At 40.5% G+C, this 23,599-nt stretch carries 25 protein-coding genes, 1 tRNA gene and 2 pseudogenes; 20 read left to right on the top strand and 8 right to left on the bottom strand.

Translation table 11 applies throughout. The annotated features are described in order from the left end of the window. Window positions 1-68 precede the first annotated feature (68 nt). Complete coding sequence (rsmG, locus tag N8M66_RS01665; protein WP_261045213.1) at window positions 69-782, bottom strand: 16S rRNA (guanine(527)-N(7))-methyltransferase RsmG; 714 nt, start codon at window positions 780-782, stop codon at window positions 69-71. A gap of 93 nt (window positions 783-875) precedes the next feature. Between rsmG and N8M66_RS01660 the strand changes: the two genes are divergently transcribed. Together N8M66_RS01660 and htpX are read left to right on the top strand one after the other, a co-directional pair. After that, entirely contained in the window at window positions 876-1,436 is a 561-nt protein-coding gene (locus tag N8M66_RS01660; RefSeq protein ID WP_000219846.1) for a LemA family protein, read from the top strand. Between the two features lies 1 nt (window position 1,437). Beyond that, a complete protein-coding gene (gene htpX, locus N8M66_RS01655; protein WP_261045211.1) occupies window positions 1,438-2,337 on the top strand; it encodes a zinc metalloprotease HtpX in 900 nt (299 codons plus the stop codon). A gap of 44 nt (window positions 2,338-2,381) precedes the next feature. On the opposite strand, the gene N8M66_RS01650 is transcribed toward htpX, so the two are convergent. Then, window positions 2,382-3,941, bottom strand: coding sequence for an ATP-binding cassette domain-containing protein (locus N8M66_RS01650; RefSeq protein WP_261045475.1), 1,560 nt, complete (start codon window positions 3,939-3,941; stop codon window positions 2,382-2,384). A gap of 553 nt (window positions 3,942-4,494) precedes the next feature. Between N8M66_RS01650 and N8M66_RS01645 the strand changes: the two genes are divergently transcribed. The 7 genes from N8M66_RS01645 (at window position 4,495) to N8M66_RS01615 (ending at window position 13,644) form a co-directional block, all read left to right on the top strand. Beyond that, a complete protein-coding gene (locus N8M66_RS01645; RefSeq protein WP_261045210.1) occupies window positions 4,495-5,037 on the top strand; it encodes a YceD family protein in 543 nt (180 codons plus the stop codon). Then, window positions 5,037-5,666 (top strand): endonuclease III, encoded by a 630-nt coding sequence (gene nth, locus N8M66_RS01640; RefSeq protein ID WP_061714266.1) that lies wholly within the window; start codon window positions 5,037-5,039, stop codon window positions 5,664-5,666. Before N8M66_RS01645 ends, nth begins: the two co-directional genes overlap by 1 nt. Window positions 5,667-5,876: 210 nt before the next feature. Beyond that, window positions 5,877-6,398, top strand: coding sequence for a bifunctional pyr operon transcriptional regulator/uracil phosphoribosyltransferase PyrR (pyrR, locus tag N8M66_RS01635; RefSeq protein ID WP_000850023.1), 522 nt, complete (start codon window positions 5,877-5,879; stop codon window positions 6,396-6,398). A gap of 18 nt (window positions 6,399-6,416) precedes the next feature. Continuing rightward, window positions 6,417-7,340: an aspartate carbamoyltransferase catalytic subunit gene (locus N8M66_RS01630; protein ID WP_261045209.1), complete on the top strand. Its 924-nt coding sequence runs from the start codon at window positions 6,417-6,419 to the stop codon at window positions 7,338-7,340. Between the two features lie 49 nt (window positions 7,341-7,389). Next, window positions 7,390-8,469, top strand: coding sequence for a carbamoyl phosphate synthase small subunit (locus N8M66_RS01625; RefSeq protein WP_050246547.1), 1,080 nt, complete (start codon window positions 7,390-7,392; stop codon window positions 8,467-8,469). A 448-nt stretch (window positions 8,470-8,917) separates the two neighbouring features. Beyond that, entirely contained in the window at window positions 8,918-12,094 is a 3,177-nt protein-coding gene (gene carB / locus N8M66_RS01620) for a carbamoyl-phosphate synthase large subunit (RefSeq protein WP_261045205.1), read from the top strand. 215 nt (window positions 12,095-12,309) lie between these two features. Further along, the gene (locus N8M66_RS01615) at window positions 12,310-13,644 is read left to right on the top strand and encodes an Nramp family divalent metal transporter (protein ID WP_261045202.1); all 1,335 of its coding nucleotides are present in this window, start codon (window positions 12,310-12,312) and stop codon (window positions 13,642-13,644) included. Window positions 13,645-14,377: 733 nt separating this feature from the next. On the opposite strand, the gene N8M66_RS01610 is transcribed toward N8M66_RS01615, so the two are convergent. Beyond that, window positions 14,378-14,731, bottom strand: coding sequence for a type II toxin-antitoxin system RelE/ParE family toxin (locus N8M66_RS01610; RefSeq protein ID WP_261045200.1), 354 nt, complete (start codon window positions 14,729-14,731; stop codon window positions 14,378-14,380). Then, window positions 14,721-15,005 (bottom strand): type II toxin-antitoxin system RelB/DinJ family antitoxin, encoded by a 285-nt coding sequence (locus tag N8M66_RS01605; protein ID WP_049491505.1) that lies wholly within the window; start codon window positions 15,003-15,005, stop codon window positions 14,721-14,723. The genes N8M66_RS01610 and N8M66_RS01605 overlap by 11 nt, the downstream gene beginning before the upstream one ends. Window positions 15,006-15,194: 189 nt before the next feature. Here N8M66_RS01605 and N8M66_RS09485 point away from each other — a divergent pair. Further along, window positions 15,195-15,496 (top strand): annotated as a pseudogene (locus N8M66_RS09485) (transposase); the annotation flags it as partial. 5 nt (window positions 15,497-15,501) lie between these two features. Then, window positions 15,502-15,723: pseudogene (locus N8M66_RS01595) on the top strand (tyrosine-type recombinase/integrase); the annotation flags it as partial. A 92-nt stretch (window positions 15,724-15,815) separates the two neighbouring features. On the opposite strand, the gene N8M66_RS01590 reads toward N8M66_RS01595, so the two are convergent. Both N8M66_RS01590 and N8M66_RS01585 read right to left on the bottom strand, forming a co-directional pair. Continuing rightward, window positions 15,816-16,058, bottom strand: coding sequence for a type B 50S ribosomal protein L31 (locus tag N8M66_RS01590; RefSeq protein WP_000710764.1), 243 nt, complete (start codon window positions 16,056-16,058; stop codon window positions 15,816-15,818). 95 nt (window positions 16,059-16,153) lie between these two features. Further along, window positions 16,154-17,089, bottom strand: coding sequence for a DHH family phosphoesterase (locus N8M66_RS01585; protein WP_261045197.1), 936 nt, complete (start codon window positions 17,087-17,089; stop codon window positions 16,154-16,156). Between the two features lie 103 nt (window positions 17,090-17,192). Here N8M66_RS01585 and N8M66_RS01580 point away from each other — a divergent pair, with 103 nt between their 5' ends. The 8 genes from N8M66_RS01580 to N8M66_RS01545 all read left to right on the top strand — a co-directional run bounded on the left by N8M66_RS01580 (window position 17,193) and on the right by N8M66_RS01545 (window position 20,638). Then, complete coding sequence (locus N8M66_RS01580; protein ID WP_001162128.1) at window positions 17,193-17,636, top strand: flavodoxin; 444 nt, start codon at window positions 17,193-17,195, stop codon at window positions 17,634-17,636. A 114-nt stretch (window positions 17,637-17,750) separates the two neighbouring features. Further along, complete coding sequence (locus tag N8M66_RS01575; protein ID WP_000362440.1) at window positions 17,751-18,017, top strand: chorismate mutase; 267 nt, start codon at window positions 17,751-17,753, stop codon at window positions 18,015-18,017. Next, window positions 18,014-18,388, top strand: coding sequence for a fluoride efflux transporter CrcB (crcB, locus tag N8M66_RS01570; protein WP_261045196.1), 375 nt, complete (start codon window positions 18,014-18,016; stop codon window positions 18,386-18,388). Before N8M66_RS01575 ends, crcB (N8M66_RS01570) begins: the two co-directional genes overlap by 4 nt. Beyond that, window positions 18,382-18,711, top strand: coding sequence for a fluoride efflux transporter CrcB (crcB, locus tag N8M66_RS01565; protein WP_261045195.1), 330 nt, complete (start codon window positions 18,382-18,384; stop codon window positions 18,709-18,711). Before crcB (N8M66_RS01570) ends, crcB (N8M66_RS01565) begins: the two co-directional genes overlap by 7 nt. A 118-nt stretch (window positions 18,712-18,829) precedes the next feature. Then, window positions 18,830-19,177 (top strand): 50S ribosomal protein L19, encoded by a 348-nt coding sequence (gene rplS, locus N8M66_RS01560; protein WP_001068669.1) that lies wholly within the window; start codon window positions 18,830-18,832, stop codon window positions 19,175-19,177. A gap of 41 nt (window positions 19,178-19,218) precedes the next feature. After that, window positions 19,219-19,290 (top strand) — tRNA-Arg (locus tag N8M66_RS01555). 153 nt (window positions 19,291-19,443) lie between these two features. After that, window positions 19,444-20,316, top strand: a complete 873-nt coding sequence (locus N8M66_RS01550) for a hypothetical protein (RefSeq protein WP_042751402.1) — start codon at window positions 19,444-19,446, stop codon at window positions 20,314-20,316. Window positions 20,317-20,377: 61 nt separating this feature from the next. Beyond that, window positions 20,378-20,638 (top strand): hypothetical protein, encoded by a 261-nt coding sequence (locus N8M66_RS01545; protein ID WP_235228659.1) that lies wholly within the window; start codon window positions 20,378-20,380, stop codon window positions 20,636-20,638. 69 nt (window positions 20,639-20,707) lie between these two features. Here the strand turns inward: N8M66_RS01545 and yidA are convergent, their stop codons facing one another. Both yidA and N8M66_RS01535 read right to left on the bottom strand, forming a co-directional pair. Continuing rightward, window positions 20,708-21,523 carry a sugar-phosphatase gene (yidA, locus tag N8M66_RS01540; RefSeq protein ID WP_261045190.1) on the bottom strand — a complete coding sequence of 272 codons (816 nt, stop codon included), beginning with the start codon at window positions 21,521-21,523 and terminating at the stop codon, window positions 20,708-20,710. Window positions 21,524-21,535: 12 nt separating this feature from the next. Further along, window positions 21,536-22,840, bottom strand: a complete 1,305-nt coding sequence (locus tag N8M66_RS01535) for an HD domain-containing protein (protein WP_261045188.1) — start codon at window positions 22,838-22,840, stop codon at window positions 21,536-21,538. Between the two features lie 71 nt (window positions 22,841-22,911). Between N8M66_RS01535 and N8M66_RS01530 the strand changes: the two genes are divergently transcribed. After that, window positions 22,912-23,289 carry a DUF1934 domain-containing protein gene (locus N8M66_RS01530; protein ID WP_261045186.1) on the top strand — a complete coding sequence of 126 codons (378 nt, stop codon included), beginning with the start codon at window positions 22,912-22,914 and terminating at the stop codon, window positions 23,287-23,289. The last annotated feature ends 310 nt before the right edge of the window (window positions 23,290-23,599 follow it).

Here is a 23,599-nt window from a genome sequence, read left to right as displayed (position 1 = left end):
TCATTTTTTCCCGAGCCTAAAAATAAAAGAGCGAGGCTGACTTTGTAAATATTTTTTTACTAAAAAGATTAAAGCGGACGTTTGTTGGGCATGCCAGCCTTACGTGGATATTTATTTGGTGTTTCTTTTTTCTTTTCTACCACTGTGATGTAACGCGGATCTCCATTTGGTAGGGCGTAGCTGAGATTGTCTTCGACCTTACTGAAGAGAAGGTTGAGGGCATTCTTAGCTTCTAACAACTCCTCAGGCGCATTACTGGCCTTGAGTGCCAATAGTTTGCCACCAACTTTAAGGTAAGGAATTGTCAATTCAGACAAGACCTGCATACGGGCAACCGCACGAGCTGTTACAAAGTCATATTGAGCACGGAAGTTCTTGTCTTGGGCAAAGTCTTCTGCACGTCCATGGTAGAAATGAACACCGTCCAAATCCAGTTCTTGAGCCAACAGTTGGAGGAAGTTGATGCGCTTATTTAGCGAGTCAATAATAGTCACATCTAGCTGAGGATAGAGGATTTTCATCGGTAGACTAGGAAATCCTGCCCCAGCTCCGATATCAAGCAGTTTGATATTTTCATTGGGAATCAAGCCTCGCAGAATAGGTGCAATCGAATCGTAAAAATGTTTGAGATAAACTTCTTCCTTATCTGTAATAGCCGTCAAATTAATCTTTTCATTCCACTCGACCAAGAGTTCAAAATAACGTTCAAATTGTTCTTTTTGCTGGTCCGAAAGTGGAAGATTTTGCTCGGCAAGCAAGTTGTAAAATGTTTCTGGTTTCATAGTGTTTTCCTTCTTTAGTATCATCTTATTTTACCACAATCATTAAAAATTTGATATACTGGTACTAATCTAAAAGCAGAAAGGACTTATATCATGACTTGGATTATTCTTGGAGTTTTGGCTCTTGTTGTTATTTTTGTGATTGTTAGCTATAACGGTTTGGTTAAAAATCGTATGCAAACCAAGGAGGCTTGGAGCCAGATTGATGTTCAGTTGAAACGTCGAAATGATCTCTTGCCAAACTTGATTGAAACTGTAAAAGGTTATGCCAAATATGAAGGTTCTACCCTTGAAAAGGTGGCAGAACTACGTAACCAAGTGGCGGCAGCGACTTCACCAGCAGAAGCTATGAAAGCTAGTGATGCCCTTACTCGTCAGGTTTCAGGTATTTTTGCAGTTGCAGAAAGCTATCCAGATTTGAAAGCTAGTGCCAACTTTGTGAAATTGCAAGAGGAGTTGACCAATACAGAAAATAAAATTTCATACTCTCGTCAACTCTACAACAGTGTTGTCAGCAACTACAATGTAAAATTAGAAACTTTCCCAAGCAATATTATCGCTGGAATGTTTGGATTTAAAGCAGCAGATTTCCTTCAAACACCTGAAGAGGAAAAGGCAGTTCCTAAAGTTGATTTTAGCGGTTTAGGTGACTAAGATGTTGTTTGATCAAATTGCAAGCAATAAACGAAGAACTTGGATTTTGTTGCTAGTATTTTTCCTACTCTTAGCTCTGGTTGGCTATGCGGTTGGTTACCTCTTTATGCGGTCTGGGCTTGGTGGTTTGGTTATTGCACTGATTATCGGCTTTATCTATGCCATGTCCATGATTTTTCAATCGACTGAGATTGTCATGTCTATGAATGGAGCGCGTGAGGTTGATGAGCAAACGGCACCAGACCTCTACCATGTAGTGGAAGATATGGCTATGGTCGCTCAGATTCCCATGCCCCGTGTTTTCATTATTGATGATCCAGCCTTAAATGCCTTTGCGACAGGTTCTAATCCTCAAAATGCGGCGGTGGCTGCGACTTCAGGCCTTCTAGCTATCATGAATCGTGAGGAACTAGAAGCTGTTATGGGCCATGAAGTCAGTCATATTCGTAATTACGATATCCGCATTTCGACTATTGCTGTTGCCCTTGCTAGTGCTATCACCATGCTTTCTAGTATGGCAGGTCGTATGATGTGGTGGGGTGGCGCAGGTCGCAGACGAAGTGACGATGACCGAGATGGAAATGGCTTAGAAATCATTATGCTAGTGGTTTCCCTCCTAGCTATTGTGCTGGCACCTCTCGCTGCAACCTTGGTGCAACTAGCTATTTCTCGTCAGAGGGAATTCCTAGCTGATGCATCCAGTGTCGAGTTGACGCGCAATCCTCAAGGGATGATTAATGCCCTACGTAAGTTGGACAATAGCGAGCCGATGCATCACCATGTCGATGATGCCAGCAGCGCACTTTATATCAATGATCCCAAGAAAGGTGGAGGGTTCCAAAAACTCTTTTATACCCACCCACCTATCTCAGAGCGAATTGAACGTTTAAAACATATGTAAAAAGAATCCAGAGGTCGTCTCTGGATTTTTGCTATGTTGCAAATTTATAAATCTTGAAAATTAACTAGCTCCAAACCGTGTTCTGTTAAGCGATAGATGGTCGAACAGACCTCTTTTAAGAAACGACGGTCATGCGAAACAGTGATGAGACCGCCTGGATAAGTGGCAAAGAGTTTTCTGATTTCGGGTTGAGAAATTGGAGAAAAGTTTCGTGTGGGTTCATCCAGAAGGAGAAAGTTTGGTTTGCGCAGGACTAAATCCAAAAGCAGGAGTTTACCCTGTTGCCCGCCAGATAAGGAGCGAATTTGATGTTGCATTTCTGGATAACTGAAATTGAGACTGGCTAAGTGAGATTGTATTTTCTGTAGTTCCTCTTTTTCACCAGTTTTGCTGAGGTAGGCTATTGGGGATATCTCCAATTGCAGTTTCTTGTGGTAATCTTGTGGCATATAGCCAAGTGAAATCTCTATTTTTTGACTTAGCAGTTGTTGCAACTTTGCTAACAGAGTTGATTTCCCCATACCATTTGGGCCGATGATACCGATTTTATCTTGGGCACGGATAGTTAGTTGTAGTTCCTGAGCCAAAACACGGTCGCCAATGGACAAATTTTCTTTTTCCAATTGGATTAAGACTTTAGAAGCCGGTAATGGTTGGATGTCTGAGAAGAAAAGTCTGATTTCTTCCTCTTCAAGTGGTTTTTGGGTCATGGACTGAGCTGTCTTTTCAATGCGTTTTTCTTGAGAGAGCACATTTTTCATCTTTTTAGCCAATAGGCGACCGGCAGTACTATCTTTAGTAGCTCGAAGCGCAGTTTCTACATTTTGCTTGACTCGTCGATGTTTTTCCATGGTTTTATTGTAGGCTCTTTGGTCGTTAGCAGCTTGCTGGCTTTGTTTGGTAAAATTAGCCTTTCTCTGCTCACTGTAGCAATCATAGTCTAAATGCTCTACTAGTGTCTCTGCTTCTTTCCGGTGCTTGACCAGTCGCAAGTGGACAATAGTGTCTGCCGTTTGAGACAGAAAGTCTTCATCATGGGAAATGAAAATAATAGTTTGCCTAATCTTGCGAATCTGACCTTTTAGCCAATCAACTGTTTCAAGGTCTAGGTCATTTGAAGGTTCATCTAAAAATAGAATCTCAAAGGGTTTGGCTAACTCATGGATGAGCTGAATTTTCAAAGCTTCTCCCCCTGATAGACTGCCAATCTCTTGGTTGCTAGCGAAACGATCGCTATCAAAATGCAATTCCTCAGCTAAACGATAGAGGACACTGTAGTCTAAATCAATAGAATCTAAAAAGAAGTAGTCGTGTAAAGTTTTCTTTTTCAGGTCCTCGGGGAGTATTTGAGGAATGTAGGCGATTGACTGATAGTCAGACTGGATGTCTCCCCTGATTGTGAAATCAGGTAAAGTTTCCTCCATTAAAGTTTTAAGCAAGGTTGATTTGCCATTTCCTTCTTCACCAATAATAGCAACCTTTTCCCCGTCTTGGATAGTCATGCTTAAGTCAGAGACAAGGTCTCGTAAATCTTTGTTTTGTGTGATGGTCAGGTGATTGATTTTTATCATACTATTGCCCTTTCTAGAATGTCGATAGTGTATAACAAAAAGCTCTACTTTACCTAGTAGAGCCCAAAGTCACTGTCAGAAACGCTATTATCCTCGTTGAAAAGATCGTCAAACTAGCTTAGGATTGCCTAATCCAACTCAAGAGGAGCAGATGGTTAGCTTTCTAGTTTTTTGATTTTCAATGAGGATAAGATACTAGAAAATCTAGTATGAAAAGAGCACACAAAAAGAGACAAAAACAAGATCTACTAAATAAAGTTTCTTTATTTGATAGACTTAGTTGTTCATGTCTCCCTTACCTCCGAGTATTAGTACCTTTATCCTATACCTTTCAGGGTATTTTGTCAATAGAAAACTGGAAATTCCAAGTTCTAAAATCTGAGTGGTAAGCATTTGTAATGAGTTCTTTGTCTTCCATGTGAGCATCCTCCTTGCTCTGATGTATTATTGCCTATAGTATAGCACTAAAAAACAAAAATATCATAGTAAATATGTTAAAAAATCGATTTTTAATTACAAAGTTTGGTGGGCTGATTTATAGCCTTTTCATGGTATAATCAAGATAATAAATCTTTATGGAGGAAGTATGAAATTAAATATTCAAGAAATTCGTAAGCAGTCTGAAGGCTTGCATTTTGAACAAAGTTTAGACCTAGCTACAGACTTGCGTGCACGTAATCAAGAAATTTTAGATGTGAAAGATATCCTTGCTGTTGGGAAAGTACAATACGAAGACCGTATGTATTTCTTAGATTATGAGTTGTCTTATACCATTGTCCTTGCTTCAAGTCGCAGTATGGAGCCAGTTGAGTTAGCTGAATCTTATCCAGTCACAGAAGTTTTCATGGAAGGTGCAACCAACCAGTTGGATCAAGAAGTTCTAGATGACGACTTGGTCTTGCCTATCGAAAATGGAGAGCTAGACCTTGCTGAGAGCGTGTCAGACAATATCCTGCTTAACATTCCTATTAAGGTCTTAACAGCTGAAGAAGAGACGGGTCAAGGATTCGTGTCAGGAAATGACTGGCAAATCATGACAGAGGAAGAATACCAAGCCCAACAAGCAGTCAAGAAAGAAGAAAACAGTCCTTTTGCTGGCTTACAAGGACTATTTGATGGAGACGAATAATGGTCTTGTCAAAAAAACGAGCACGAAAGGTGCTAGAAGAAATCATTGCCCTCTTCCCAGATGCCAAGCCCAGTCTTGATTTTACCAATCATTTTGAACTCTTGGTTGCGGTCATGTTGTCAGCTCAGACGACGGATGCAGCGGTAAATAAGGCCACACCAGGTCTCTTTGCGGCCTTTCCAACGCCACAAGCTATGTCTGTGGCGACAGAGAATGAGATTGCTTCGCACATTTCTCGTCTGGGACTGTATCGGAATAAGGCTAAATTCCTTAAAAAATGTGCTCAACAGTTACTAGACGATTTTGACGGTCAAGTTCCTCAGACACGTGAAGAATTAGAAAGTCTAGCAGGAGTTGGTCGCAAGACAGCCAATGTTGTCATGAGTGTAGGATTCGGGATTCCAGCCTTTGCAGTCGATACTCATGTGGAGCGTATTTGTAAGCACCACGATATCGTCAAAAAATCAGCGACACCGCTTGAGGTGGAAAAGAGGGTCATGGATATCTTACCACCTGAGCAGTGGTTAGCTGCCCATCAGGCCATGATTTATTTTGGAAGAGCCATCTGTCATCCTAAAAATCCAGAATGTGACCAGTACCCACAATTATATGATTTTAGCAATTTATAAGATGGGGTATCAAAAGTTTTTGCTTGATTTTAGGCTTGCTTTGTGCTATATTAATTGATAACTAAATATTCCTTTAAACCTGTCCCGTGAGGCAGGCAAGGAGCGCGATAAAGTAGAAGGGTGAAGTCTATACTGTTTGCAGTAGGGCTCGCTTGGCTATACATTTCAAGTCTCCTTGTTTAAGGAGACTTTTCTTTTTGGAGGTTTGTCATGAAGACAAAAGAAGTTGTAGACGAATTGACCGTCAAACGAGCGATTACGCGTATTACTTATGAGATTATCGAACGCAACAAAGATTTGAATAAAATCGTCTTGGCTGGTATTAAAACTCGAGGTGTCTTTATCGCCCACCGTATCCAAGAACGTTTGGAGCAGCTAGAAAATCTTTCAGTTCCTGTTGTGGAATTGGATACTAAACCTTTCCGTGATGATGTTAAAAGTGGAGAAGATACTTCTTTGGTTTCTGTCGATGTGACAGACCGCGAAGTTATCTTGGTGGATGATGTGCTCTATACAGGTCGTACTATCCGTGCTGCTATTGATAATATTGTCGGTCATGGCCGTCCTGCGCGCGTGAGTTTAGCAGTTCTAGTCGATCGTGGACATAGGGAATTGCCAATCCGTCCAGATTACGTTGGGAAAAATATCCCTACCAGTCGTTCTGAAGAAATCATCGTAGAGATGGCAGAACTTGATGGCCAAGATAGAGTTCTGATTACTGAAGAAGCTTAGAAAGCTAAAGGAGTAGCCATGTCAGAAAATCAACAAGCATTGAACCATGTGGTGTCCATGGAAGACCTCACTGTTGATCAAGTCATGAAATTGATCAAGCGAGGAATTGAGTTTAAAAACGGAGCCCAGCTTCCTTATGAAGACCACCCAATTGTTTCCAATCTTTTCTTTGAGGATTCTACACGGACACATAAGTCCTTCGAAGTGGCAGAGATTAAACTGGGGCTGGAACGACTTGACTTTGATGTGAAGACTAGTTCGGTTAATAAGGGTGAGACACTTTATGATACCATCTTGACTCTGTCTGCTTTGGGAGTGGATGTCTGTGTGATTCGCCATCCAGAGGTCGACTACTATAGAGAGTTGATTGCAAGTCCGACGATTACGACTTCCATCATCAATGGTGGAGATGGTTCGGGCCAACACCCTAGCCAGAGCTTGCTTGATTTGATGACCATTTATGAGGAATTTGGTCACTTTGAGGGTCTCAAGGTTGCTATTGCAGGTGACTTGGACCACTCACGTGTTGCCAAATCCAATATGCAGATTTTGAAACGCTTGGGAGCTGAATTATTCTTTGCAGGACCTGAGGAATGGAGAAGTCAAGAGTTTGCAGACTATGGACAGTTTGTAACCATTGATGAAATCATTGATCAGGTGGATGTCATGATGTTTCTTCGTGTGCAACATGAACGTCATGATAGTGGTACAGCTTTTTCAAAAGAAGACTACCATGCCCAACATGGCTTGACACAAGAACGTTACGATCGCTTGAAAGAAACAGCAATCCTCATGCACCCAGCTCCAGTCAACCGTGATGTGGAAATCGCAGATCACTTGGTTGAAGTACCAAAATCGCGGATTGTCCAACAAATGACTAATGGTGTCTTTGTTCGAATGGCAATCTTAGAATCCGTATTGGCGAGTAGAAACGCCAACTAAAACACAAGACGTTAAAAGACGCCAGTGAGCGTCCACGAGAGGTGAAAATATGACAAAAAGACTTCTAGTATTAGAAGATGGCACAGTTTTTGAAGGCAAGGCCTTCGGAGCAGATATTGATGTAACAGGCGAAATCGTCTTTAATACAGGGATGACTGGCTACCAAGAATCCATTACAGACCAGTCTTATAATGGACAAATCTTGACCTTTACCTATCCTTTGGTGGGAAATTATGGCATTAACCGTGATGACTACGAATCCATCATTCCAACTTGTAAGGGAGTTGTTGTTTTCGAAGAGGCGCGTAGAGCAAGCAACTGGCGAAATCAAATGACGCTGGATGAATTTTTGAAAGCCAAGAAAATTCCAGGTATTTCAGGAATTGATACGCGTGCGCTTACCAAGATTATCCGTAAGCATGGTACCATGCGTGCAACCTTGACCCATGTTGGGGACAGCATGGATCATGTGACGGACCAGCTCCAAGCAACAGTCTTGCCGACTGACAATATCAAACAGGTTTCTACTAAAACTTCATATCCAGCTCCAGGAGTTGGTTTGAGCGTGGTTCTAGTGGACTTTGGTCTCAAGCACTCAATTCTACGTGAACTTTCTAAACGCAACTGTAACGTGACGGTTGTTCCGTATTCGACAACGGCTGAAGAAATTCTCCATCTCAATCCTGACGGAGTTATGTTGTCAAATGGTCCAGGTAACCCCGAAGATGTTCCACAGGCACTGGATATGATTCGCGGTGTGCAAGGAAAAATTCCAATCTTTGGTATCTGTATGGGGCACCAACTCTTTGCAATGGCAAATGGTGCTAAGACCTATAAGATGAAGTTTGGTCACCGTGGATTCAACCATGCGGTACGTGAAATTGCTACAGGACGTGTGGATTTTACCAGTCAAAACCATGGTTATGCAGTTAGCCGTGAGGATTTGCCAGAACACTTGATTATCACCCACGAAGAAATCAATGACAAGTCAGTTGAAGGTGTGCGTCACAGATATCAACCTGCTTTCTCTGTTCAATACCATCCAGATGCAGCCCCTGGTCCACACGATGCTAGCTACCTATTTGACGAGTTTATCGAGATGATGGAAGCTTTTAAACAAGCAAACTAAGAACGAGTAAAAGCTCGTCGAAGAATTTATTTAACTGAACACGGACGGAAAGCTCGGAATTTAGAGAAACCAACTTGGATTGTCAATCCTTCCTTGGTTTCCTAAAATTCAATCGCTTTCTATTCGTCCTTTGTATCTTATTTAATGTCGCTCTGTGAGGCGACGAATAGAAAGGCAGGTCGTTTCTTTTTGTCGCTATCAGGCGAACTAAAAACTCCCTGCACTAGATTTTTTATCGAAAAATATCGTTTCTCTAAAAAATCGTCGGAGAATTTATTTAATGTCGCTCTGTGAGGCGACGAATAGAAAGGAGAAGGGTGATCCGTATTTGCTGAACTGAATACGGGCTACGGACGGTGCTAAAAAGATAGTTATTCCTAGAACTGACAGTTCTTCGTCATAACTCCTATTTTAGCTTTGTCCGCTTGACGCCCTTAATATCTTATAAATGCCTAAACGTACTGATATTCAAAAAATTATGGTGATTGGTTCTGGTCCGATTATTATTGGTCAGGCTGCTGAGTTTGACTACGCTGGGACCCAGGCTTGCTTGTCATTGAAAGAGGAAGGTTATGAGGTTGTCTTGGTGAACTCAAACCCTGCAACCATTATGACGGACAAGGAGATTGCGGACAAAGTTTACATTGAACCGATTACACTTGAGTTTGTGACTCGTATTCTTCGTAAGGAGCGTCCAGATGCCTTGCTTCCAACTCTTGGTGGGCAAACAGGACTCAACATGGCCATGGAATTATCTAAAAACGGTATTCTTGATGAGCTTGGGGTTGAACTTCTGGGTACTAAATTATCCGCCATTGACCAAGCCGAGGACCGTGATCTCTTTAAACAATTGATGGAAGAATTGGAACAACCCATTCCAGAATCTGAGATTGTCAACACAGTTGACGAAGCAGTTGCCTTTGCAGCAACAATTGGCTACCCAGTTATCGTTCGTCCAGCTTTCACACTTGGTGGTACTGGTGGTGGTATGTGTGCCAATGAGGAAGAATTACGTGAAATCGCAGAAAATGGGTTGAAATTGTCACCTGTTACCCAGTGTTTGATTGAGCGTTCTATTGCCGGTTTCAAGGAAATTGAGTACGAAGTGATGCGTGACTCAGCTGACAATGCTTTGGTTGTTTGTAACATGGAAAACTTTGACCCAGTCGGAATTCACACAGGAGATTCCATTGTATTCGCTCCTGCGCAAACCATGTCAGACTATGAAAACCAAATGCTTCGTGATGCGAGCTTGAGCATTATTCGTGCTCTCAAAATTGAAGGTGGATGTAACGTTCAGCTAGCCCTTGATCCACACAGTTTCAAGTATTATGTCATCGAAGTGAACCCTCGTGTATCACGTTCTTCAGCCCTTGCATCTAAGGCGACAGGGTATCCGATTGCCAAATTGGCTGCTAAGATTGCCGTAGGTTTGACCTTGGATGAGGTTATCAACCCAGTTACAGGTTCAACTTATGCTATGTTTGAGCCAGCCCTCGACTACGTCGTTGCCAAGATTCCACGTTTCCCATTTGACAAGTTTGAAAAGGGTGAACGTCGTCTAGGTACCCAAATGAAGGCGACTGGAGAAGTCATGGCTATCGGTCGTAACATCGAAGAGTCACTTCTTAAAGCTTGTCGCTCCCTTGAAATTGGGGTGCACCACAATGAAATGCCAGAACTTGCAGCAGTTTCTGATGATGCTTTGATTGAAAAGGTTGTCAAGGCACAAGATGACCGTCTCTTCTATGTGTCAGAAGCCATTCGCCGTGGTTACACACCAGAGGAAATCGCTGAGCTTACAAAAATTGATATCTTTTACCTTGATAAACTCTTGCATATCTTTGAAATTGAGCAAGAATTGGGTGCCCATCAACAAGACCTAGAAGTTTTGAAAACTGCCAAACTCAATGGTTTCTCAGACCGTAAGATTGCGGAACTTTGGGAAACGACCGCAGACCAAGTTCGCCAACTTCGTTTGGAAAACAAGATTGTCCCAGTTTACAAGATGGTCGATACCTGTGCGGCAGAGTTCGACTCTGAAACACCATATTTCTATTCAACCTATGGTTGGGAAAATGAGTCTATCAAGTCTGATAAGGAATCTGTACTTGTCCTAGGTTCTGGTCCAATCCGTATTGGTCAAGGGGTTGAGTTTGACTACGCTACCGTTCACTCGGTTAAGGCTATCCAGGCTGCTGGTTATGAAGCTATTATCATGAATTCAAACCCAGAGACCGTTTCTACGGACTTCTCTGTGTCTGATAAGCTATACTTTGAGCCATTGACTTTCGAAGATGTTATGAATGTTATTGACCTAGAGCAACCAAAAGGAGTTATTGTTCAGTTTGGTGGTCAAACAGCTATCAACCTTGCGGAGCCATTGGCAAAGGCAGGTGTGACCATCCTCGGTACACAAGTCGCTGACTTGGACCGTGCCGAAGACCGTGACCTATTTGAGCAAGCTCTCAAAGACTTAGATATTCCACAGCCACCAGGACAAACGGCTACCAATGAAGAAGAAGCAGTTCTTACAGCTCGCAAGATTGGCTTCCCAGTTCTTGTCCGCCCATCTTATGTACTTGGTGGACGTGCCATGGAAATCGTTGAAAACGAAGAAGACCTTCGTTCTTACATGCGAACTGCTGTTAAGGCTAGTCCAGACCACCCAGTTCTTGTCGATTCTTACATTGTTGGTCAGGAGTGCGAAGTTGATGCCATCTCAGACGGGGAAAATGTTCTCATCCCTGGTATTATGGAGCATATCGAACGTGCCGGTGTCCACTCAGGTGACTCAATGGCCGTTTATCCACCACAAACCTTGTCTCAAAAGGTGCAGGAAACCATCGCAGACTACACCAAACGCCTAGCAATCGGCCTTAACTGTCTCGGAATGATGAACATTCAGTTTGTCATCAAGGATGAAAAAGTCTACGTTATTGAGGTCAATCCACGTGCTAGCCGTACGGTTCCATTCCTTTCTAAGGTAACCAATATTCCTATGGCTCAGGTAGCGACTAAGCTTATTCTTGGTCAAAGCTTAACAGAACTTGGCTACCAAGATGGACTTTACCCTGAAAGCACTCGTGTTCATATCAAGGCGCCTGTCTTCTCCTTTACGAAACTAGCTAAGGTAGACAGCTTGCTCGGTCCTGAAATGAAGTCAACAGGTGAAGTTATGGGCTCTGATACGACTCTAGAAAAAGCTCTCTATAAAGCTTTTGAAGCTTCTTACCTACACTTGCCAACTTTTGGTAACGTTGTCTTTACCATCGCTGATGATGCTAAAGAAGAAGCCTTGAACTTAGCTCGTCGTTTCCAAAGTATTGGCTACGGTATCCTCGCGACAGAAGGGACAGCAGCCTTCTTTGCTAGTCATGGACTCGAAGCTCAACCTGTTGGTAAGATTGGTGATGACGATCAGGATATCCCAAGCTTTGTTCGCAAAGGAAGAATCCAAGCTATCATTAACACAGTGGGAACCAAACGAACTGCTGACGAAGATGGTGAGCAAATTCGTCGTTCAGCCATTGAACACGGGGTGCCCCTCTTTACAGCCCTAGATACAGCTAATGCAATGCTTAAGGTACTTGAAAGCCGTAGCTTTGTCACAGAAGCAATCTAGTTGAGAAAAATTTTTCACAGTTTTAAAGCCAGCGTCAGAAATCGCTGGCTTTTACAATACAGATATTGCATATTTGAACCATCATTCTTTCCTTAAGAATCATTCTAAATTGTGATATAATAAGGAAGAATTGGAAATGGAAAACTATTTTCATTATATTTTCAAAAACTCCATTAAGAAAATAGGTAAAGACAGATTAGAAAGTGAATATTCCTATGTCTTCTTACAAAAAAGTCTCTCTTTCTGAGATCAATCAATCTATTGAAACTCCCAATAACAATCATTTTTGGCAAAATCTAAAAGCTTTTTTAGGACCTGGCGCTCTTGTAGCAGTTGGTTATATGGATCCTGGGAACTGGATTACCAGTGTAGTTGGTGGCGCTTCTTACAAGTATAGTCTCTTATTTGTTATTTTGATTTCATCTATCATTGCCATGCAGTTACAACAAATGGCTGGAAAGCTCGGTATCGTGACCAGGATGGATCTAGCTCAGGCAACAGCTCATCATGCCCCCAAGTGGCTCCGCTATAGTCTGTGGGTGATTTTAGAATTAGCTTTAATGGCGACAGACTTGGCTGAAGTTTTAGGTTCAGCGATTGCCTTAAATCTTTTGTTTAAAATACCGATTATGGTCGCTATCCTCTTAACCGTTTTGGATGTATTTCTTTTGTTGTTGTTGATGAAATTTGGTTTCAAAAAAATTGAAGCCATTGTTACGACCCTTATTTTAACCATATTAGGCATTTTTTCCTATCTGGTGGTTTTATCCAGTCCAAGTATTCAGGGAATCTTTAGTGGTTATTTACCGACTTCGACTTTATTTGAAAGTCCTCTTCCGGGACATGAGAGTCAATTGACCTTGGCTTTAGGGATTGTAGGAGCGACAGTCATGCCTCATAATCTCTATCTTCATTCATCCCTATCGCAAACAAGGAAAATCAATCACAAAGATAAGAAGGACGTCCGAAAAGCAGTGCGTTTTATGACCTGGGATTCAAATCTTCAGTTGTCCTTAGCCTTTATTGTCAATTCCTTACTGCTCATTTTAGGTGCCTCCCTCTTTTTTGGACATGCATCTGAAATTTCAGCATTCTCCCAAATGTACAATGCTTTACAGGATTCGATGATAGCAGGAGCGATAGCCAGCTCAACACTGTCAACTTTATTTGCCCTAGCCCTCTTAGCAAGTGGTCAAAATTCGACCATTACAGGAACTTTGACAGGACAGATTGTCATGGAAGGTTTCTTGCATCTGAAATTACCTCAGTGGATTATCCGTATCGGTACACGTATTTTTGCCTTGCTACCTGTTATCATAGTCGCCGTCTTATTTGGACATCAAGAGAAAACTTTGGATCAGTTATTGGTTTATTCACAGGTCTTTCTGTCAATCGCTCTTCCGTTTTCAATCTTTCCTTTAATCTATCTGAGCTCTAAAAAGTCACTAATGGGAGAATTTACCAATGCCAAGTGGAATACAATCCTAGGTTACGCGGTTTCCATTATCCTGACCATTCTCAATATCAAGCTTCTTTTCGATATTTTTTAAACTTGTTTAAATTATGTCTTAAGTATTAGCTTGAAGCTTGATAGAGAGAAAGTAGTAGTGGTTGGTTTATGAAAATAATGGTAAAAAAGAACAGTCGAAACTGTTCTTTTTTACCATTATTTGAGACCGTATTTTACAAAGGTATACTCTGTAATGTTTAAATCCTTATTAAATCAACGTTTCTAAAGGGAAAGTAGCTGTAAAATATTATATATATAGCGTATTGTTAAACCAAGACGGTACCAAAAAGGTACCAAAAATTAAGGTTTCGGAGCTTATAAAATAATGAAAGATGTCTCAGGTGTTCGAAATTTTTTTTGACAAGAAAAAACTCTTGAATATAATCCAAGAGTAAAACGAATAGGACCAGTGGTGGAGCGGGTTCTTTACAGCATAAAGCTGAAGGCAGTACCTCACCTGTACTTGAAACAAGTACCTTTGAGCAAACTGTTACCAGTCACCCGACATCATCCTATCCTTATCCATAGTTTAGTATAAATAAGAGAGAATGTCAACAATAATTTTTATTAACTTAGGTGTTTGTGATATTTGACTTCTCCTTGATTGATTTATTCCAATTTTACAAAGATATACTCTATAGTGTTTAAATAGTTATTAAATCAACGTTTCTAAAGGGGATGTAGCTGTAAAATATTATATATATACAGTATTGTTAAACCAAGACGGAGCCAAAAATTAAAATTTCGGAGCTTATAAAATAATGAAAGTTGTCTCAATCAGTTGAGCTTTTTTTATTGTCTTTTTGTAGCAAAGTGACATAGTCACTTTTAGTGTGGAATAGGTGAGATAAAAAAACAGTGTTTCGTTTTTGATCGATGAAGTAAAGCAAAACATATTGGTCAATAATTTTTCCTCGTGTTGGATACTTGCTGTTAATTTTTATTCCGATTTTCTCATCAGCGTCAAAACCTGCTTCAGGAAAAATTTCTAAACTTTTTAAGCTGTCTAAAATTTTAGCCACAGTATTTTTGGCAGATTGAGGTGATAGAAGTACCGTAGCTATATAGTCGTGTATATTGTCGATAGCTTCCTCGACCTCTTTTGAAGCAATCACTTTATAAGCCATAGCGTACCCTCATATTGTCTAGGGAAGTGCCTTCTCCTGCCTCGTATTCTCTCAAGGCTCGTTCAGATTGGGCTTGTAATTCCTCAATCAACTGTTCTCTATGTAAATCTTCGGCCGTCTTAATAGGCAAATCTTGCTCCAGGACTATTTGCTCCACAAATAAAGAAATAGCATCTGTCATTGTCATTCCCTTTTCCTTGATAATATTTCGAGCTTGTTCCATAGTAGCTTCATTCAGTTTAAAATTGTATTGTTTTGATAAAGTTATAGCCATGATATATCTCCAATCTATACGTTATAGATTGATTATATACTAGATATAGATTTTAATCAAGAAAAAGAGTCTGGGACAATAGTCTCTTGTCTCCAAAAAAAGCAACGGATTTGCCGTTGCTTTTTTACATGGTTGCGATAGTCTTACCAAAATAAAATTGCTTAATAAACCATTTAGAAAGGATATCCCATACATATTCACTATAACACAAATCAAACAACTTTACCACTAGAAATCCGTTCTTTCTTGCCACAAGACCATCTCGTCTTTACTATTGAAAAGTAGTGAATACCTTGGAAGATTGTCACTTCCACGCCTTCTATCATGCCTTTAGTCGCCCGTCTTATCACTCTAAAATGCTTGTATCCATTTTTCTATTTGCCTATTCACAAGGGATTTTCTCTGGACGAAAAATTGAAAAAATGATGATTGAAAATCTCGCTATGCAATACCTAACAAGGCAGTTGGATGTCAGCTACCGCACTATCAATAGCCCATTATCAGGGAAAATGACTTGAAGAATATAACTCCTCATGGCTTCAGACATACTCATGCTATCTTGATGATTGAAACGGGTGTAGATCTTGTTAATGCAGCCAAAAGGTTAGGGCATGCAAGTAGTCAGATGACCTTGGATACTTATAGCCATTCTACAGTAGTAGGAGAGAAGAAAGCTATCACAAAATTTGTAGATTACCTGGATAGTGCAAAAGGTTAGTTTTCCAAGACGGTACCAAAAACAAAAAAAGCCAATTCCAACTTCTTGGAAAAGGCTTTGTATCAACGTTTTTAAGCAATAAATGCGGTTGATTATTTGAGACCGTATTTTTTGTTGAAACGATCCACGCGTCCATCTGCTTGAGTGAACTTTTGACGTCCAGTGTAGAATGGGTGTGAGTCTGATGAAATTTCCACACGGATCAATGGGTAAGTTTCGCCTTCGAACTCAACTGTTTCGTTAGAGCGTTTTGTTGAACCGCTAAGGAATTGGTAACCAGTAGTTGTGTCCATGAAGACAACTGGGCGATATTCTGGATGGATATCTTTTTTCATTTTGCAATATTTCCTTTCTGCCATGGTCTCTTTGCGAGCCATAGATTGTTACCATACTAGTCTATCAGATTCTGAGAAGTTTGGCAAGTATTTTATTAGTTTTTAAGCAAGTTTTTTAACTTTTGATAGATGATTTCGTTTTCTTCTAGACTATAGGAATTAGCACCACTTGCGAGAGGGTGGCCTCCGCCATCATGTTCCTTGGCAATTTCATTGATAGGATGGATTTTACTGCGTAAGCGAACACGGTAGTGACCATCAGCCTGTTCCACAAAAATTCCCCAGAGACTCACACTGTCAATGCGTCCAGGTGCGCCTACAATGGCTGCAGTTTCCGCATCAGTCACATTGAATTGTTTCAAGACTTCTTGACTCAGGATAACTCGAGCTGCACCATTTTCATCCACTTCCAGATGGTCGTAGATGTAGCCTTGAAGTTTCGCAATTTTGTAGCTCATAGTGTCCATTTTGCGAGTGAGAGCCGCAAAGTCAAAGTTCTGTTCTCTCAGAGAGGCAGCCAGGCGGAGGGTGCGTGCAGTGGTAGAAGGGTAGAGGAAACGACCTGTATCACCAACAATTCCTGCAAAGAGCAACTCCGCAGCTCGATCTGACAAGGTCAGTTGGGTTGTTTCAGCAAATAGGGTAATCATCTCACTAGCGCTACTTGAACTAGTATCCACCCAAAATAGGTCACCGTATACATCATCATTTGGATGGTGATCAATCTTAATGAGAAAATCGCCTTGACTATAGCGCTTATCATCAATACGAGCAGTATTCGCTGTATCACAGACGATGACAAGGGCACCTTGGTAGGCACTATCTTCAACAAGATCCATTTCAGCCATCCAAGTAAGAGTTGGTTCATCAAAACCAACGGCCTTGATGTTTTTTTCTGGGAAATGATGCTCCAACAAGGCTTTTAAACCTACCTGACTTCCCAAGGCATCAGGGTCTGGTTTCATATGACGGTGAATGATAATCGTGTCGTATTCTTTAATTTTTTCTAAAATTTGATGGCAAATGTCCATAAATAACCTCAATTCTTTCTCATTTCATTGTAGCATAAGAATTTTTATTTTTAAAATGAAAAAGATGTGATATAATGGAGAAAGATAAATTGAGGAGGACGATATGGCATTAGCAAAAATTGTATTTGCCAGTATGACCGGTAATACCGAAGAAATTGCAGATATTGTAGCAGACAAATTACGTGACTTGGGCTTGGATGTCGATGTTGATGAATGTACAACTGTTGACGCTTCAGACTTCTTGGAAGCAGACATCGCTATCGTTGCGACCTATACTTATGGTGATGGAGAATTGCCAGATGAGATGATGGACTTCTATGAAGACCTAGCAGACCTCAATTTGAATGGCAAAATCTACGGAGTGGTTGGCTCAGGAGATACCTTTTACGATGAATTCTGTAAGGCTGTTGATGACTTTGACCGTGTTTTTGTTTCAACAGGAGCAGAAAAAGGTTCAGAGTGTGTCAAAGTTGATCTTTCAGCTGAAGAAGAAGACATCGAACGCTTGGAACAATTCGCAGAAGAATTGGCTGCTAAGGTAGGATAAGCATGAACGTGCGCTGATGTAATCAATCAGTGCATTTTTTTATCGTGAGTTGGGATTTTACTAGCCTATTTAGTGGCTTTTTGATACAATAATTCAAATAAAGGAGGAGACTGTATGGATTTAGATATTATTCGTCAAGAAATTGATCAAATCGACGACCAAATTGTCAAACTGTTAGAAGAACGAATGCATTTGGTTGAGGGTGTAGTTGCTTATAAGAAAGCATCAGGAAAACCGATTTTAGATACCAAGAGAGAAGAAGTTATTTTTGAAAAGGTTAGAAGTCGTGTAGAGGACAAGCGCTATCAGGAGACTATTGTCGCGACTTTTTCTGACATACTTAAACGTTCACGTGATTATCAGGATCAAAACATCAAATGAAAAAAGAACAATTTTATCCGCTAGGAATTTTTCTAGCTGCCATGGTGGGCGGACTTGTCCGCTATCTAGTTTCCACTTGGTTACCAGCCAGTCCAGATTTTCCTTGGGGCACTCTCTTTGTCAACTATCTGGGCATTTTCTGCTTGGTTTATCTGGTAAAAGGCTATCTGGTCTATAAGGGGACTAGTAAGGGCTTTGTTTTAGCACTGGGGACGGGTTTTTGCGGAGGTTTGACAACCTTTTCGAGTCTAATGCTTGATGCTGTGAAACTGCTTGATACAGGGCGTTATCTTAGTTTAGTTCTGTATTTGCTTTTGAGCATCGGTGGAGGCCTGCTCTTAGCTTATTATTTGGGGAGGAAGAAATGGTAATGGTCTATCTTGCAATTGCTTGTGGCTTCGGAGCCCTAGTACGGTATTTCTTTTCCCGCTATAATCAAGCTGCTAAATTGCCCTTGGGAACTCTCATAGCCAATCTTTTGGGTTGTTTTTTGATTGGCTTATTCTATAATCATGTAGAGTCTAAAGAAGTCTATGCTATTCTGGCGACAGGATTTTGTGGAGGTTTGACAACTTTTTCGACCTTGAATGACGAACTCCAAAGATTGTTAAGTGATAAGAAGGTATTTTATTCTTATTTAGCTTTGACCTACCTAGGTGGTTTAGTTGCGATTTTTTTAGGAATTCTGCTATAAATTTCTTTACTTTTTTGTGGAAATTTGGTAAACTGTATCTTGTGTGTAATGGACGCACAAAAATACAGTTTATCCGCTGAGGAAGATTCCTCAAGATTGACAAAGATAGGAGAATAAAATGAATCCATTAATCCAAAGCTTGACTGAAGGTCAACTTCGTACAGATATCCCATCATTCCGTCCTGGTGACACTGTTCGTGTACACGCGAAAGTTGTCGAAGGTAACCGTGAACGTATCCAGATTTTTGAAGGTGTTGTTATTGCACGTAAAGGTGCTGGCATCTCTGAAAACTACACAGTTCGTAAAATCTCTAACGGTGTAGGTGTTGAGCGTATTTTCCCAATCCACACTCCACGTGTTGAAAAAATCGAAGTTGTTCGTTACGGTAAAGTACGTCGTGCGAAATTGTACTACTTGCGTGCTCTTCAAGGTAAAGCAGCTCGTATCAAAGAAATCCGTCGTTAATTCGACTAAAAAACTCTGCTTTTCAGCAGGGTTTTTATCTAGCTCCCTTAGTTCAATGGATATAACAACTCCCTCCTAAGGAGTAGTTGCAGGTTCGATTCCGGCAGGGGGCATTTTAAGAAGTGTAAAGAAACAAAAAGAACACTGAAGATTCAGTGTTTTTTTCTTGCTTTTTTATTTCATAAGAAAGCAAGAAAATATAGATAGAGCAAAGAGAACGCTCTCTTTTTATGTTATAATAGGCATAGAATGTTTAGGAGAAAGAGATGAAAAAAGGCTTATTAATAGGTTGCTTATCCGTAGTTATTCCCATTGCAATGCTTATAATCCTTAGTCCTATTATTGCTATGATGGATATGTGGGGGTTATTTGCCCATGCAAGTCGGAATGAACTTGAGCAAGCTGTACATCGTTCTTATGAGAACTACGGTCTTACAGGACAGTTTAAGTTAGAAAAATATGAAAAAAACTATACGAGCGTGGGAGGATTTGTTATCCATGGTACTTATAGTGAAACTATAGCTGGTAAAACTTATCAGGCTAAGAGTCGTTTTGAATACTATACTCGTCCTTCGGAAAACGAAAAGTATAAAAAGACGGATGCAGAAGTTGCTTACAAACAAAATGAACAAATTTATCGCGCTTTTCCAGAATTAGCCTATCTAGGGATTGAGATTAGTCCAGGTACTAGCGAATTTTTAAAAAAATTGGATAGTTCAATAACAGATCCAAAAATGACTGCTTTGAAGTACGATGGGATTGATTTTCAATTTAATAGTAAATCTGGCAATATGTATCTTTATGATGAAATTTTAGAGGAAAATCAAAGAAAAGGACAAGCATTACAAGGGATGTATCCTATGGATGCTCACTATCTTTTCCAAAAAGGTATCTTTATACCAGAATTTCAATTTCGATATTACATTCCAGAAGACAAGAAGGATCAGTTATATAATGCTTATCTTAAAGACCTTGAATCGCAAATGAAAGAGTTTTTTAACAATCAACCCTTACCTAGTGGTCTTTATGCTGTAAAGATTGATAGATATGAAGGGGATAAACTTGTCAATAATAGCGGTTGCTATTATGTGAAGATTGAGAATCATCAAGTTGTGGAGTTTATCAAAGATTTACAGTAGGAGTTACTATGATAAGGCTCTTCAACTATTCAGAATTTAATAGAAAGAGGGTTTAGATTAGATGACACAAGAAGAATACTTGCAATTAAGAAAAGAATATAAAATTCGCCTAGCATTAGTAATCCTTCTATTCCTATTATTTTCTATCCTAAACATCGTACTTATTATAAATTCCAATAGATTTATCCCATTAGGAGCGACAGCTATGGCTACAGTTGTGCCGTTCAACCATTTCTTACTCGTGCCACTTTGGGAAGAGAAAAAAGTGATTGAAGCTGAAAGAGAAGAACTGGATGCGCTGATGTTTGATGATGAAGAGTAATCTGTATTCTAAAAAATAGCCCAGGAGTGAGACGTTTATCTCTAACTTCTGGGGTACTTTTTCTATATTCTAATCCTGTTGCAAGACCCAAGTTCGAATAGCATGGGCAACGCCGGATTCGTCGTTAGACTTAGTGATGTATTTGGCGATTTTTTTGATTTCTGGATTTCCATTTTCCATAACGACGGGATTGCCAACGACTTCCAGCATAGGGCGGTCGTTTTCTTCATCTCCGATCGCCATGGTTTCATCTTTGGTCAATCCTAATTTTTCGGCTAGGTGGGTAATAGCTGAACCCTTATCTACATTCTTTTTAAGGAGTTCGAGGTAGAAAGGAGCAGACTTGTTGATAGAGTAGCGTTCGTAGAATTCCGCTGGTATCTTTTCAATCGCAGCATCGAGAACCTCTGATTCATCGATGAACATACATTTGACAATTTCCTTGCCTGCCATTTCTTCAGGTGTACGGTAGAAGATAGGCATGCTGACGAGGGTTGATTCGTGCACTGTATATTTTCCGATATTGCGATTGGCAGTGTAGATGCCGTCCTTGGTAATAGCGTGCATGTGGACACCGAGCTTACGACTGAGAAATTCCATATCCAGATAATCCTCATAAGTCAAGGATTCGCTGATAATCTCAAGTCCTGTAGCAGTTTCTTGGACAAGGGCACCATTAAAGGTCACAACATAGTCACCCTCGTCTCTCAACTGCAAGTCATCTAGAAGCTTGGCAACACCTGCGATAGGGCGGCCAGTTGCAATCACAACTTTGACACCAGCTTCTTTGGCATCTTGGATGGCAGAAAAAACTTCAGGAGTGATTTCCTTTTGGCTATTGACAAGGGTTCCGTCAATATCAACGGCAATTAGTTTAATACTCATAAATTTCCTCTTCTAGTTTTTATTTGGGGTAAAATGATCGTTCTCAATCAAGTGTAAAAATTGCTGGGTAATGCTTGCAAAGATGCTGTTTTGGTCCAACATTTCTTTCGGAAAATAGAAACGATTATCTCCGTGGCGACTGCCAGCAAGGGATTGGACGATAGGAGACAGGCTAGAGAGTTCAGCTAGTTCTCCATTTTTTTGTAAAATCTCAATCTGTGTCCGTGGATTTTCAGACTCGGGACGATAGATATCATAAGGAAGGTCAAAGTTCTTATGAATGGCAGTGTAGTAGTCGGGATCAAAGCCGATGTCCTCAACCAATTTTCTCATGCTAGCGAGTTGGTATTGGTCCTCTTGTGAAAAGGTAATGGATTTAAAGACCTTGCGGTTGACAAAGCGTTGCGACAGGTCTGCAAGAATCTTGTCAGGACTGGTCATCCAAAGCTGAAAGTAGGTGTTCATCACACCATCATCCAGAGCCAGATAGTCAGACAAGGTCACATTTTTTTCAAAGAAAGGCAGGAGGTGTGGAGAAGTTCGGGCAAAGAAGTCCTTGTCCTCAGGGTAGAGTTCCTTGGCACGTTTGAGAAGATTCTGTAGGAGAACTTCCATAGCGCGTGTTGCTGGGTGGAAATAAACCTGCATATACATCTGGTAGCGACTGAGAACGTAGTCTTCGATGGCATGCATGCCATTGCGCTGAAAGGCGATGCCATTTTCGATAGGACGAATCACTCGGAGGATGCGAGTCAGGTCAAATTCCCCATAAGATGCTCCTGTAAAATAGGAGTCGCGCAAGAGATAGTCCATGCGGTCTGCATCAATCTGACTAGAAATGAGCTGCACGACCTGCTTGTTAGAATAGGTGTGGTCAATGACACTGGCCACCTTTTCTGGAAAATCTGGCGCTACTTGTAGTAGGACTTGGTGAATCTCTGTCTCAGGACTTTGGATAATCTCTTGAGTAATCGCCTCATGATCGGTATCAAAGAGATGCTCAAAAGTATGGGAGTAGGCACCATGCCCAAGGTCGTGTAGGAGAGCAGCGGTCATGGTGAGGAGTGATTCGGCAGGGTTCCACTCCTCAGTATATTTTTCTTCAAAAATCTCCGTGATACGTCGAGCAATCTCATAGACTCCTAGACAGTGAGAGAAGCGGCTGTGTTCTCCACCGTGGAAGGTATAACTGGAAGTTCCCAGTTGCTTGATTCGGCGTAAGCGTTGAAATTCTTTTGTATTAATCAAGTCATAGATGATTTGATTATTGACATGGATGTAGTTGTGAACTGGGTCACGGAATACTTTTTCGTTCATATGACCATTATAGCAAAATCCTGCTCTTTTTGGTAAAATAGTAGGACAAGAGACAAGAAAGAGGACTTGATGTGAAGATTCGGATGCGAAATACGATTCAGTTTGATGAGCAGTTGGAAGTGATTGACCAACTCTATGATGTTGAAGTGCATGAAAAGGGAGATTATAGCTACCTGCTTTTTTTAAATGAGGAAAAGGAAAAAGTAGTCATTAAATTTCATGGTCAAGAACTGGTGATGACCCGTTTTTCCAATCCGAAAACAATTATGCGTTTTCTAAAGGATAGTGATAGTTTAGCCTATATCCCCACACCCATGGGTATGCAGGAGTTTATTATCCAGACGAGCTGTTATCAAGTGGATGGACAAAAGATTTATTTAGACTATCAACTACAAAATCAAGAGGGATATCCCTTTGCCAGCTATCAATTGGAAATTACTTGGGGCTAGGTATGACTGGGGACGAGGTTATAGCAACGAAGATGATTAAGTTTATGAAATCAAGCTTTTCTTGCACATTTTTAGTAGCTGAAACCTTTATTTTTTCAGATTAAGGTTATAACACTCATTCCATTACCTATTATTTATTAAAGCGAAATATAATTCAGTCTTTCCTTAAAGTCATTCTAAATGAGTAAATAGGATTTGAGGCCTAGCGATTGTGATTATTGTATATTCAAAATCTAAAAATTGATAAAAGGGACAATGAATATCCCTTTTTATTTTTATCTAATTCAGAGTTTTAGATAGGATAGATTGG

It is taken from the genome of Streptococcus mitis (assembly GCF_946188585.1).
Lineage (GTDB): Bacteria > Bacillota > Bacilli > Lactobacillales > Streptococcaceae > Streptococcus > Streptococcus mitis_DG.
This window is presented reverse-complemented; position numbering and strand designations above follow the sequence as displayed.